This window comes from Caloramator mitchellensis (genome assembly GCF_001440545.1).
GTDB classification, from domain to species: Bacteria; Bacillota; Clostridia; order Clostridiales; family Caloramatoraceae; genus Caloramator; species Caloramator mitchellensis.
Window position 1 is genome coordinate 23,879 of the sequence record NZ_LKHP01000017.1, and the last position, 11,358, is coordinate 35,236.

Below are 11,358 nucleotides of genomic sequence, written 5' to 3' on the forward strand. Positions count from 1 at the left end.
AATGCTACTTGATATAGGGCAGTATTTACAAGAACAAAGTATCGGTTTATTAGGAACCGATATTTTCTTATCACTATTGCCAGACGATGTAGATAATTGCATAGCATTGTTTGAATATGGCGGTGAAGCACCAGAACTGCATAGTAATATTGAAAAACCAAGGCTACAGGTAATGGTAAGAAATGTTGATTACCAAACTGGAAGAATGAAGATTGAACAGGTAAAAAATATATTGCATGGTTTATCAGAACGAATTATCAATGGTAAAAGATATTTATTAATCAAGGCTTTGCAAAGTCCTGAGTTTTTAGGGTATGACGAAAATAATAGAGCAGAATTTGTTTGCAATTTTGAAATTATAAAGGAGGTATAATAATGGCAATTGCAGGAAAAGGCGGTAGTGTATATATAGGAGCAAACAAGGTTTCAGAGATTTCTAATTGGTCAATTGATTGCGAAACAGACAATATTGAAATAACAAATTTTGATTCTAACGGTTGGAAAGAATTTATTGCAGGTTTAAAAGAATGGAAAGGAAGCTTTGAAGGTAATTTTAATCCTTCTGACACAAACGGGCAAAGAGCACTTATCACAGCATGGCAAAATGGCACGACGGTTTCTCTCGAACTTAGAATTGATGCTACAAAGAAACTTGCAGGAACAGCTTATGTTAATTTTTCAATTGAAATGCCAGTTGATGATAAGGGAACATTTAAGTGTGATTTTCAAGGGACAGGTGCATTAACCGTAACCTTAACATAATGAGGTGATAACATGGCTATAACTGGTATGATTGGAGCGGTATATGTGAGCGATATAAATGCCGCTCCTGTTTCTTTTACAGATCAAGCTACAACTAAAGATGCAACGTTGACAAGATATCAAGTAACAAATACAGCATATAGATATTGGCCGTTGAATGCAACGATTACAGTAAAAAAGAATGGCACTGTTGTATCAAGTGGTTATAAACTTGAAAGAGCAGGTGGGTATGTTGTATTTGATTCACCATTGCAGCCTACTGATACAGTTACAGTCTCAGGACAGGCTTTAACACTTGTTCAGTGCGGCGGATTTTTCAATTGGAGTATTGATTTTGAACAAGAAACAACAGAATCTACGACATTTGCAAGTGGTGGCTGGAAAGAATACACTGCAACAATAAAAGGATGGAAAGGTTCAGCAGAAGCATATTGGGGAGATGACAGATTCTTTAAATCACTTGGGAATATCATTGTTGTAAAGCTATTTGTTGATTCAGGTGCAAGTCAAAAATGCTTTGAAGGATTTGCAATAATAACAAGCGAAGGTATAGAATCAGCTGTTGATGAGCTTGTTAAGGATAAAATTGATTTCGAAGGTGTAGGAGAATTGTTTATAAGATTATAAGGAGGCTAAAGCATATGAGAGATAGAATTATTACTGTAGCGGGTAAAAATATAAGTGTTACTGAAAAGAAAATTGGTGAGCTTGAAAAGCTTATTGCAGAGCTTTTTCCAGGGAGTAAAGGCAAAATAAGCAAGATAACTTTGGAAAATGTGGATGTTGATTTTGATTTGATATATGACAAATTACCTATAATATTTCCTGAGTTGAATAAGGATGACATCAAAAATGCATATATGAGCGAACTTGAAGCGTTGATTCAAGCATTTATCGATGTAAATTTTTTCGGAATAAAGAAACTGATGGGGACAATGATGCGTTTAGCTCCGATTTCCTCAATGCAGAAATAATAGTGCTTTTAGCAAGGGAATTTGGTTGGAATATTGAAGATATAAAACAATTAAGACCAAGTGAGCTTGAAGCGATAATAAAAGAACTGCAAAAGCAAAAAGAAATTCAAGAATATGTAGAGTTTAAAGGCAAATGGGCATTTTTAGCTTCAGTAATAACAAATGGCTTTGCTGCAATAGCAAATATGTTTAGCAAAAGAAGGCTCAAAGAAGTTAAACCAGATGATTTTATAGACAAAAAATATGCAGCAAAAATAGAAAGATATTTTAAAGAGGCCCAAGATGAAGATAAATGGGCCTCTTATATTGCCGAAGCAAAAGCAAAGGGATTAAAGGGACCGTGGTAATTATTTGTATGCCTTAAACCATATACCACCAGTTCCATCATATTTTCTACCAAAAGTAATAGTTGGTTTTAAGTCAGTCTTTTCTACTTGGAAAACTACCCAACCTTCATGAGATGAACCTTTATATAATGAAATGTTATCAAATTGTGGTTCTGGACATACTCCCCACATAACTGTAGGATATTCTTTTCCTTTTTCAGATATTAATTTGAAATTAACTCTTGAAAGTTCATATGAAGCATCGTTATCTGCTTCCAATAATTCAAAATTAATTTTTGCTAATATGTATTCGTAACCTTCAGTTGGAGGTTCATTAAATTCATTTGCTTTATACAACATATTCCAGGCGTCAGCACCACGAACAATTTCTTTTATTGTAATTTTCGCTTTAAATTTATTAAGGCCATGCTCAAAAGCTATAACCAAAGGAGTATTAAGAGTAGCAGGATTAGTTCTTGAATAACCTACTGCAGTTGAAGGTGGTAAATCTTTATCTATTAATACAATAGAAGATTTATTTGTACTAACCTTTTTATTAAGCAATGCTGCTACTTGATTTAAAGGAACATAAATTGTATTGTTGTATTTTATGGAGTTAACTACGATTTGTTTATTATTTGACTTTAACATTACTGAACTGATTGTTACTTTAATTGTTTTTACTAATGTTGCGGCAAAAACTGGTGAAGCTAAAAAGGTTATTAAAATTAAGAGCAGTAGAATTGATTTGAAACTTTTTTTGTTCATATAATAACACCTCCAAAAATTTTATTACACTTATATTATTTCTATGTTTTAACAAAAAATCCTGCTTTTTTAAAAAAGGTGGTGAAAAGATGAAAGTTGGAGAACTATTAGTAGCAATGGGTGTAGACTTTTCGCAGTATGAAAAAGATTTGGATAGAGCAGAAAAAAGGGCTCAAAAAACAGGATTAAATATAGGAGATATATTTAAAAATGCTATGTCGTTTACACTTGGAATGGGTATTTTTGAAGCAGTTAAATCAGGCTTTAGAGCTATCGCAGGTAGTGCATTAGATTTTAATAGTATGATGGAAAGGGCTACAATTGGCTTTACAACAATGCTTGGTAGTGCTGAAAAAACAAAGTCTTTTCTACAAGACTTGCAAGATTTTTCAGATAAAACACCTTTTGAGTTTCCAGAGTTACAAGAAAGTGCAAAAATGCTTATGGCATTTGGTTTTGAGGCAAAAGATGTATTACCTATCATGAAGGCAGTTAGCGACGCAGCGGCGGGTTTAGGGGGTGGTTCAGAAACAATAAATAGAATTATGTTCGCATTGGGACAGATGAAAACAGCAGGGAGAGTTACAGCACAAGATATGATGCAGCTAACAAGTGTTGGTATATCAGCTTGGGATATGCTAGCCAAGGCAATTGGGAAAACAGTGCCTGAGGTCAAGAAATTAGCTGAGGATGGATTAATTCCAGCAGACAAAGCAGTTAATATACTTGTTGCAGGTATGGAAGGCAGATTCAAAGACTTGATGAAAAACATGGAGAATACATGGCAAGGTATTACTTCAACAATAAAAGATACTCTAAGGAGTATAACAGGGAAAGCGACAGAAGGTGCATTTGAAGGCTTAAAGAATTGGTTAAAAGGCGTTAGAGATTGGCTTCAGCGGTTTAAAAATGAAATGCAACAAGGCGGATTTAACTATGCCATTGGAAAAATGTTTGGGCCTAACGTTTTATCTGATTTTCAAATGATTAGTGCAGCACTAAGAAGTATTTGGCAAATAATTGTCGGGGTATTTAATACAATAAAAAATAATTGGAACATATTCGGGCCAATAATTAAAGGAGTGTTGTTGTATTTTGTATCTTTTAAACTTGCAACTATTGCTGTAAACGCTGCAACTAAAGCAGTTGGGTTATTTAAATCAGTAAATCTTGCACTTGCAGGTGCTTCAACTGTTACAAGTGGAGCTATAGGATTTTTGAATTCGGTAGTTGTTTACTATAAGGTTCTAATGTTAGAAGCTACAGTATCAACAGGTATATTTTCACGTGCTTTAACAGCTGCAAGAGCAGCAATAATTGCTGTATGGACCGCACTTGGTCCTGTAGGATGGGCTACCATAGCAATATCAGCCTTAATTGTAGCAGGTATAGCCTTATATAAAAACTGGGACAAAGTTAGATATTATGGTTTACAAGCATGGGGAGCTTTAAAGGTTGGAATTGCGTATGTAGTTTATGCAATAGTGAGTTACTATAAGTTAATATTAGGTTGGATTCCTGTAGTAGGTAAAGCATTATCAAATATGCAAAATAAAATAAAGGCGTCTATTCAAAATGAAAAAAGCATAATGGCACAAAGAAAATCAACTTATGTAGCTGCAGGAGATGAATTAAAACAAGTTAAAGAAGCTCAAGATAAAGTAAATCAAGCTACAAAAAATGCTTCTCAACAAACTCGAAAGAACACTAATGCACTAAAACAACAGAGTAAAGCTGCAAGTGATAATTTGCAAAGTTTTGATGAAGTTCATGCTATTATGCAAGAAATAGCAGATGAATCAGTTAAAATGCCAGAAGCTAATATTTCAGAATTAGAATATGATTTTAATAACATTGAGTTTCCAAAATTTAATTTAAATGATAGCTTAAAAGAAACATTTGGTGGTATTGGAGATTATTTTGTTACATTATGGGATGATGTTAAAGAGAAATCTTCTTCGAAATGGGATGAATACAAAAAAATGTTAATTGACAAGTGGAATAACATTAAACAAAATGCTTCTGAACACTGGCAACGTATCAAAGAATCTATATTTGAAAAAATTTCAGCATTAGATCTGGCTAGTATTTGGGATAGGATAAAAACTAATGCAATTCAAAAATGGGAAGAATTTAAAACAAGTGTTAGGGAAGTTGTTAATGGAGTAAGAAAATTTAGTATTGAAGATACATGGAATAGTATAGTTAGTTGGTTTGATACAAGCATTTGGAATCCAATAAGAACTAACGCTATAAATAAATGGACGGAATTTAAAACAGCAATAAAACCCGCGATTGAACAAGCAAAAAATTTCAGCATAGTTGATGTATGGAATAGTATAAAAGGTTGGTTTGAAAATCTATGGGGTGATATTACAACAAAGGCTAAAGAAAAGTGGACAGAATTTAAGATTGCTATTAACCCACATGTGATAATAATAAAAAATTCCTTATTAAGTATATGGGATAAGCTAAAAACTGAACTTCCAAAGATATTTTTAGATGCAGCAGATAAAGTAAAGAGTAAAGCAACGGAGATTGCAGATAAAATTAAGCATCCATTCAATTATGCAAAAGAAAAAATTAGCGAAATAATTGAAGATGCAAAAAATTGGGGTAAAAATTTAGTAAAGAATATAATAGATGGAATAAATTCAATGATTGACAAGGTAAGGGAAACTGCGAGTAAGGTGGCATCAACAATAAGCAACTTTATCGGTTTCCATTCACCAGCTAAAGAGGGTCCTGGTTCTGATGCAGACAAATGGGCACCTAATCTCATGAAGATGTATGCACAAGGGATATATAGCAATATAGGTAATATACAAGCTGCAGTAAAGGCAACTGCAGGAGTATTGCAAGGATTAAATACAAGCTTTGAAAATAATATAGCGTCAGCGGTAGGGACTGCAATACTTCAAGCTATGCAGATAAATAACAGTATGAACTCAACAGGACAAAATAAGGATATTGTAATTCAAATAGATGGAACAACTTTAGCGAGAGTGTTACTACCCAAAATAGATGGAGAACTACAAAGATTAGGACGACCTGCTTTAATTAAGACAACATAAGGAGGGGTAGGTTTTGAGTGTGCTAAAAATAAATGGGGCAGATGTACCTGCCCCTTCTTCATTGATTGTTGGAATAATGGATATATCAAAAGCCGAGAGAAATGCACAAGGAACAATGATAATTGAGAGAATAGCGACAAAGAGGAAACTTGAATTATCATGGAGCTATTTAACAAAAGATGAGTTGTCAAACCTTTTAAATAAAGTGTCACCTGTCTTTTTTGAGGTAACTTATACTGACCCACAAACAGGAGTATTAAGAACAGGAACATTTTATTGTGGAGATAGAAGTGTAGGAATGATGGATTATAATAACGGTAATATCCGCTGGAAGGACATTAAATTTAACTTGATTGAGAGGTGAGAGTGTTGAAACAAACAACGCAAACAATTAAAGATGCAATGAAAGGCATTTCTAGATATATAACATGCAAGGTTATATTTGACTTTACTGATGTTACTATTCTTGATGATAATAAAACACTCTCAACCTCTGATAATAACAGCATAACTGATTCAACTCAAATAATAAATAAAAATCGTGATAGAGCATATAAAATAGCAACGTTTGAGAAAGATAAGTTTAAATTAGATGGCAGTTACAGAATACCATCATCAAATGCTAATGATAATGGGGAGCAAGGTTGGTGGAGCTCGTTTGTTTGTGATAGTGAAGGTAATTTTAGCGCACCACCAACAATTCAAATAGTATTTGATAATATTCACTCAATTCCAGCTTTGACGATAACATTCGATACTTTAGAAAATGAATATGCAACTGATTTTGAAGTAATGGTATATGATGCAACTGATATTTTAATCGAAAATCAACATATACAAGCCAATGATAAAACTCAAGTTCTTATATTGGGTAACTTTTATCAATTTAAAAAGATTGTTTTAAAGATTAATAAATGGAATAAGCCTTATAGATTTTCAAAGGTTACAGAAATAGATTTTGGAGTTTTAAAAACTTATGATGATACACAATTAATCAAGGCAAGTTTAATAGATGAAGTTAATTTATTAAATGAAACATTACCAGCAAGTGAATTTAGTTTTACAATTGATAATTCTAATAATGAATTTAACTTATTAAATCCTGATAGTGCTTATAAATTCTTGCAGGAACGTCAGCAAGTAACTGTCTATATGGGAATTGAAGCTAATGGACAAATAAGCTATTACAAAATAGGGACTTATTATTTAACAGAGTGGAAAACTGAACAATCAAGCTTTACATTTACCTTTGTTGCACGTTCAATTATTGATACGCTGTTAAGATATGATTATGAAAGCGTAATGCCAAGAACAACAAATCTATATAACATAGCAGTTGAAATACTAAACACAGCAGGAATAACCGATTATGAAATAGATACAAGATTACAGCAAATATCAACATTAGGATTAATGGAAAAAACAAATTGTAGAGATGCTTTACTTATGGTATTACAAGCAGGGAGATCATATTGTTATACCGACTCTAATGGAAAAATTCATATAGTGCAAGATACAACTGATTTAAACAACGCAGTTGACTCAATAGAACTTCAAAATATGTATTCCGAGCCTGAAATATCTCTATCAAAAGCAATAAAAAGGGTTAAAGTAAGCTATTTTATAGATTTAGAAACAAAAACAGATGTAATAGTTGAAAATGAACTTATAGAAAAAGGTGAGATTTATCCACTAGAGGGGAATACCCTTATAAATACTGAAGAACACGCTATTGATGTTGCTAATTGGTTAATGAAATGGTTAAAACGCAGAGCAGTATATAGTGTAAATTGGCGACAAAATTACTTGTTAGATTTATTAGATGTCGTAACTATTGAAAATAGATTTAACAATAAAAACGCAGTAATTTACAAGCAAGAACTTAATTATCAAGGATATTTAAGCGGAAGAACAGAGGCCAGAGGTGATATAAATGTCATGGCTTGAGCCGAAGATAAATTGGACAAGCGAAGATTATTATAATGCAGAAGATTTGAATAGAGTTGAAAATAATATCAAGGAACTTGAAACTATATTTAAGACTTTAAACCCTAATTTTACTTTATTCGATAATGTTGTTACAAATCGTAATTATGCACATATTGAGTTTGTGGAAAGCTTAAATAGAATAGAAGATTTAATAAATTCAATAAGAAACGCATTTACAACGACACCAAATTTTATAGAGCCTAAAACAAATTGGCAACATTTAGACAGCTTTAGTTATATAGACGCAAATAGGTTAGAACAGAATTTAAAGGATTTATATGAGTATATCAACAAGGCGATAGACAATTTACAGTATTGTGGAACTGTCAACTGTGGTGATGATACAAGAATTTTTTAAAGTGAGGTGGCAAAATGTATAATAAAACTTTATGGAAAGATAGAATAGTTGAAAAACCTCGCACTTATCAGGTTCAAAATAATTCTGATGGGACTATAACACTCATTCCAACCGAGGGGACAATAGTTGAAGCAGGGACACCTATTACAGCTTATAATCTCAATAAAATTGAAGATGGTATTTATAGGGCAAGACATTTATTTGTTGATAGTATAGACGGGACTATTCAATATCCTACTTATGATGGTGAGGGAAACATAACAAAAATAGAGCATAAAGACGCTCAAAATAACATTTTAAGGACAGATACATTTACCTACACACCTACTTTAATCACAGAAACAAGGACATTAAACACAGGTGAAACATTGACATTAAAATATCATTTTGACGCAAACGGAAATTATTTAAGAACGGAGGTAATATAAACATGGACGCAATTGTATTAGGGAAAATTAATCAATTAAAATCAGATTTATTATATGAAAAGTTCATACCTGTCAATAAGACTATAAATGTTTCAGGGACAACAACAAATTTTGTCGAAGTTGTAAATATTACAGGTAGTGGCTTTATAAGTGAGGCAATAGCAGTTAGGCATACTTTTGGTGCAGGTCAACAAAAAGGGGGATTTTTACAAATAACCATTGACAATGTTTTGATGTTAGCAGTTAATTTTATATCTTATGTAGACCCTGGTGGTTCTACTAAATATTATGGTGTGTCAGGATTTGCAACTAAAGATTATATTTATTCTGCGAATGGTTATAGTGGGGTATATAATACAATATACCAATCGAGCTATCAAAATACGCATACCTTTAAAGAAATTGAACCCCTACCTTATACAGAAACTCCAAATTTAAGTATATCACTGAACTCATATGGAGCAATTTGTTCGTTTTCATTCCCATTATTTTTCAAAAATTCTCTAAAAATTAAAGTCAAAGCCTTAAACAGTGATTCATCAGCACCAATCTATGTTGAACTTAGAGGAGGGTTAAAAGTATGATAAAGAATAAATATATTGAAGGAGATTACGAAATTATAGAATATGAAAATGGTGCAATTGTAAAAACTTTAATCACTAATACAGAAAATACTCAAATTATTCCTCAAAAACAAATTACAATAGAAGAACTAAACGCTAAAATAGACGACTTAACCTTACTAATTCTTGCCCAGCAAGGGGTGATTGAACAATGACACTTTTAGCAAGAAAATGTATTGAGTTAATTGAGGCAGGAAAATTGACAATCGATAAAATAATTAATCAACAAGTTAAAGCAGAGGTAGAACAATATTTTGCTGAAAAGGAAAGTAGTCAATAAAACATAAATTTTATTTATGGGCTATTTTACAGATAATAGTCCCTTTTCTTTTTCACAAATTGGGTGAGTATATCGGAGGTGCAACATGAATGAAGAAAAGTGCATTGAGCAAAGAAGGTTTGAAAGCATTGAAAAAGACATTCAAGAAATAAAAGCGACTATTTCGATTCATGCTAAAGAAATTTCAGACTTAAAGGAAGGACAAGCTGAAACAAGGGTTTATGTTAAGCAGATATTCAATAGATTAGACGAATTAAAAGAAATGTTTGAGTTGTTTACAACGACTAAAGACAATACAGAAGATAAATGGTTGAAAGTAGCTTTAGAACTTATAAAAGCAATTGGACTTGTAGCAGGAGTAGTAGCAGGAATAAAAATATTAAAGTAGGTGAAGAAATGCAAAAGCAGGGTAAATTTATTCTTATGAATAGAGATGAGTTTAAGGATTACATTTTAAAATTAAAGGTCAACAGAAAAATATTTTTAATTCAAAATCACCACACCTATATACCAAATTATAAACACTTTAAGAATAATCACTTTACATTGCTTAAGGGAATGGAAAGGAGCCATCTTAAAAGAGGGTTTGAGGAAATAGGTCAAAATATAACCATTTTTCCTGATGGGCTGATTGCAATTTGCAGGCCATTAGAGGAAGCACCAGCAGGCATTAAGGGAGCTAATAGCACTGGAATTTGTATTGAAAACGTTGGTAACTTTGATGTTGGTGGAGATAAAATGAGCGAGGAACAGAAAAAGAGCATTGTCTTTGTAAATGCTGTTCTTTGTAAGAAGTTTAAATTAACTCCTAGCATAAATACAATTGTATATCATCACTGGTATGACCTTGCAACTGGTAAGAGGACAAATGGAGCAGGAACTACTAAATCCTGCCCGGGAACTAATTTCTTTGGAGGAAATACAGTTGAAGCTGCGAATAAGTATTTTATACCTTTGATTAAAAAAGAATTAGAACTATTAAATGAAGCAATAACACAAATTAAGAAAGGGCAAGTCTTAGCGATAACTTTGAACCTTAGAGAGCAACCTTCAACGACATCAAAGATTGTTGGAACATATAAAAGAGACGATATGGTGCAAATATTGGACGAAAAAGAAGGTTGGTATAGAACAAGCAAAGGCTGGGTTTGCAAGGATTATGTGAAGGTGATAGGATGAATGAAGCATTAGAATTATTTGGAGAAGTTCGTAGCTTTACGCAGAAAGAGGCTGAACTATATGAAAAATCTCTTGCCAATTTATATATAGAGGCAGGAGATAATTTTTTTGATGATTTAAAGGAGGAGAAATAAATATGAATTGGAAGGCAAGATTAAGGAATAAGGCATTTTGGCTTAGCTTTTCAGCTTTAGTTGTATTGATAGCGAAAACATTCAAGCTTTTTGAAGTCCCAGAAGATTGGGAAACAACAGTAAATACTGCTTTAAGTTTGTTGGTTGCAATGGGTGTGCTTATGGACCCAACAACACCCGGGATAACTGATAAAGAAGAATAAAAATAAAGGACTTGCAGGATAAAAACCTACCCTCCTTAACAATAAAGGTGTGGTTTAAATGACCATGCCTTTTTTATTTTTATAAAAATATTAAGGAGGAGTTTTTTATGAATGGATATGTTTATATCATAGAAAAAGAAGATGGTAGTATAAAAATAGGTAGAAGTATTAACCCAAAAACACGATTAAGTTTTTTAGAAACTCAGGGTGGTTTTAATATAAAACGGAAGTATATTAGCCCAATGTGTGGTAACTCTAAT

Annotated in this window: 19 protein-coding genes; 18 read left to right on the forward strand and 1 reads right to left on the reverse strand. The window is 32.5% G+C overall.

The annotated features are described in order from the left end of the window. The first annotated feature begins 1 nt into the window (after position 1). The 5 genes from ABG79_RS10760 to ABG79_RS10780 are packed head-to-tail and all read left to right on the forward strand — an operon-like array spanning position 2 to position 2,083. Positions 2-373 (forward strand): minor capsid protein, encoded by a 372-nt coding sequence (locus ABG79_RS10760; protein WP_057979474.1) that lies wholly within the window; start codon positions 2-4, stop codon positions 371-373. A 2-nt stretch (positions 374-375) separates the two neighbouring features. Beyond that, the gene (locus ABG79_RS10765; RefSeq protein WP_057979475.1) at positions 376-762 is read left to right on the forward strand and encodes a phage tail tube protein; all 387 of its coding nucleotides are present in this window, start codon (positions 376-378) and stop codon (positions 760-762) included. A 12-nt stretch (positions 763-774) separates the two neighbouring features. Continuing rightward, positions 775-1,389, forward strand: coding sequence for a phage tail protein (locus tag ABG79_RS10770; protein ID WP_057979476.1), 615 nt, complete (start codon positions 775-777; stop codon positions 1,387-1,389). A 14-nt stretch (positions 1,390-1,403) separates the two neighbouring features. Then, positions 1,404-1,736 (forward strand): hypothetical protein, encoded by a 333-nt coding sequence (locus ABG79_RS10775; RefSeq protein ID WP_057979477.1) that lies wholly within the window; start codon positions 1,404-1,406, stop codon positions 1,734-1,736. Positions 1,737-1,738: 2 nt separating this feature from the next. Further along, a complete protein-coding gene (locus ABG79_RS10780) occupies positions 1,739-2,083 on the forward strand; it encodes a hypothetical protein (RefSeq protein WP_057979478.1) in 345 nt (114 codons plus the stop codon). Here the strand turns inward: ABG79_RS10780 and ABG79_RS10785 are convergent, their stop codons facing one another. After that, positions 2,084-2,830 (reverse strand): DUF4352 domain-containing protein, encoded by a 747-nt coding sequence (locus ABG79_RS10785; protein ID WP_057979479.1) that lies wholly within the window; start codon positions 2,828-2,830, stop codon positions 2,084-2,086. 89 nt (positions 2,831-2,919) lie between these two features. Here ABG79_RS10785 and ABG79_RS10790 point away from each other — a divergent pair, with 89 nt between their 5' ends. The 13 genes from ABG79_RS10790 to ABG79_RS12830 form a co-directional block, all read left to right on the forward strand. After that, positions 2,920-5,904 (forward strand): tape measure protein, encoded by a 2,985-nt coding sequence (locus ABG79_RS10790; protein WP_057979480.1) that lies wholly within the window; start codon positions 2,920-2,922, stop codon positions 5,902-5,904. Positions 5,905-5,923: 19 nt separating this feature from the next. Further along, the gene (locus ABG79_RS10795) at positions 5,924-6,268 is read left to right on the forward strand and encodes a DUF6711 family protein (protein ID WP_057979489.1); all 345 of its coding nucleotides are present in this window, start codon (positions 5,924-5,926) and stop codon (positions 6,266-6,268) included. Positions 6,269-6,273: 5 nt separating this feature from the next. Further along, a complete protein-coding gene (locus ABG79_RS10800) occupies positions 6,274-7,851 on the forward strand; it encodes a hypothetical protein (protein WP_152978243.1) in 1,578 nt (525 codons plus the stop codon). Then, the gene (locus ABG79_RS10805) at positions 7,838-8,251 is read left to right on the forward strand and encodes a hypothetical protein (RefSeq protein ID WP_057979482.1); all 414 of its coding nucleotides are present in this window, start codon (positions 7,838-7,840) and stop codon (positions 8,249-8,251) included. The genes ABG79_RS10800 and ABG79_RS10805 overlap by 14 nt, the downstream gene beginning before the upstream one ends. A 14-nt stretch (positions 8,252-8,265) precedes the next feature. Next, positions 8,266-8,679, forward strand: coding sequence for a hypothetical protein (locus ABG79_RS10810; RefSeq protein WP_057979483.1), 414 nt, complete (start codon positions 8,266-8,268; stop codon positions 8,677-8,679). Between the two features lie 2 nt (positions 8,680-8,681). Beyond that, positions 8,682-9,263, forward strand: a complete 582-nt coding sequence (locus tag ABG79_RS10815) for a hypothetical protein (RefSeq protein ID WP_057979484.1) — start codon at positions 8,682-8,684, stop codon at positions 9,261-9,263. Further along, positions 9,260-9,457: a hypothetical protein gene (locus ABG79_RS10820; RefSeq protein ID WP_057979485.1), complete on the forward strand. Its 198-nt coding sequence runs from the start codon at positions 9,260-9,262 to the stop codon at positions 9,455-9,457. Before ABG79_RS10815 ends, ABG79_RS10820 begins: the two co-directional genes overlap by 4 nt. Then, positions 9,454-9,582 (forward strand): hypothetical protein, encoded by a 129-nt coding sequence (locus ABG79_RS12755; protein ID WP_278287123.1) that lies wholly within the window; start codon positions 9,454-9,456, stop codon positions 9,580-9,582. The genes ABG79_RS10820 and ABG79_RS12755 overlap by 4 nt, the downstream gene beginning before the upstream one ends. 85 nt (positions 9,583-9,667) lie before the next feature. Further along, positions 9,668-9,970: a hypothetical protein gene (locus tag ABG79_RS10825; protein ID WP_057979486.1), complete on the forward strand. Its 303-nt coding sequence runs from the start codon at positions 9,668-9,670 to the stop codon at positions 9,968-9,970. Between the two features lie 8 nt (positions 9,971-9,978). Beyond that, entirely contained in the window at positions 9,979-10,761 is a 783-nt protein-coding gene (locus ABG79_RS10830; RefSeq protein WP_083490424.1) for an SH3 domain-containing protein, read from the forward strand. Continuing rightward, a complete protein-coding gene (locus tag ABG79_RS12555; protein WP_160318242.1) occupies positions 10,758-10,895 on the forward strand; it encodes a hypothetical protein in 138 nt (45 codons plus the stop codon). The genes ABG79_RS10830 and ABG79_RS12555 overlap by 4 nt, the downstream gene beginning before the upstream one ends. A gap of 2 nt (positions 10,896-10,897) precedes the next feature. Continuing rightward, positions 10,898-11,098: a phage holin gene (locus tag ABG79_RS10835; protein ID WP_057979487.1), complete on the forward strand. Its 201-nt coding sequence runs from the start codon at positions 10,898-10,900 to the stop codon at positions 11,096-11,098. 107 nt (positions 11,099-11,205) lie between these two features. Then, positions 11,206-11,358: GIY-YIG nuclease family protein (locus ABG79_RS12830; protein ID WP_152978244.1), on the forward strand; the 153-nt coding region annotated here is incomplete at its 3' end.

Coding starts and splice junctions, on each gene's coding strand:
- ABG79_RS10760 (WP_057979474.1), top strand. CDS start 2: ATGCTACTTGATATAGGGCAGTATTTACAAGAACAAAGTATCGGTTTA.
- ABG79_RS10765 (WP_057979475.1), top strand. CDS start 376: ATGGCAATTGCAGGAAAAGGCGGTAGTGTATATATAGGAGCAAACAAG.
- ABG79_RS10770 (WP_057979476.1), top strand. CDS start 775: ATGGCTATAACTGGTATGATTGGAGCGGTATATGTGAGCGATATAAAT.
- ABG79_RS10775 (WP_057979477.1), top strand. CDS start 1,404: ATGAGAGATAGAATTATTACTGTAGCGGGTAAAAATATAAGTGTTACT.
- ABG79_RS10785 (WP_057979479.1), bottom strand. CDS start 2,830: ATGAACAAAAAAAGTTTCAAATCAATTCTACTGCTCTTAATTTTAATA.
- ABG79_RS10790 (WP_057979480.1), top strand. CDS start 2,920: ATGAAAGTTGGAGAACTATTAGTAGCAATGGGTGTAGACTTTTCGCAG.
- ABG79_RS10805 (WP_057979482.1), top strand. CDS start 7,838: ATGTCATGGCTTGAGCCGAAGATAAATTGGACAAGCGAAGATTATTAT.
- ABG79_RS10810 (WP_057979483.1), top strand. CDS start 8,266: ATGTATAATAAAACTTTATGGAAAGATAGAATAGTTGAAAAACCTCGC.
- ABG79_RS10815 (WP_057979484.1), top strand. CDS start 8,682: ATGGACGCAATTGTATTAGGGAAAATTAATCAATTAAAATCAGATTTA.
- ABG79_RS10820 (WP_057979485.1), top strand. CDS start 9,260: ATGATAAAGAATAAATATATTGAAGGAGATTACGAAATTATAGAATAT.
- ABG79_RS12755 (WP_278287123.1), top strand. CDS start 9,454: ATGACACTTTTAGCAAGAAAATGTATTGAGTTAATTGAGGCAGGAAAA.
- ABG79_RS10825 (WP_057979486.1), top strand. CDS start 9,668: ATGAATGAAGAAAAGTGCATTGAGCAAAGAAGGTTTGAAAGCATTGAA.
- ABG79_RS10830 (WP_083490424.1), top strand. CDS start 9,979: ATGCAAAAGCAGGGTAAATTTATTCTTATGAATAGAGATGAGTTTAAG.
- ABG79_RS12555 (WP_160318242.1), top strand. CDS start 10,758: ATGAATGAAGCATTAGAATTATTTGGAGAAGTTCGTAGCTTTACGCAG.
- ABG79_RS10835 (WP_057979487.1), top strand. CDS start 10,898: ATGAATTGGAAGGCAAGATTAAGGAATAAGGCATTTTGGCTTAGCTTT.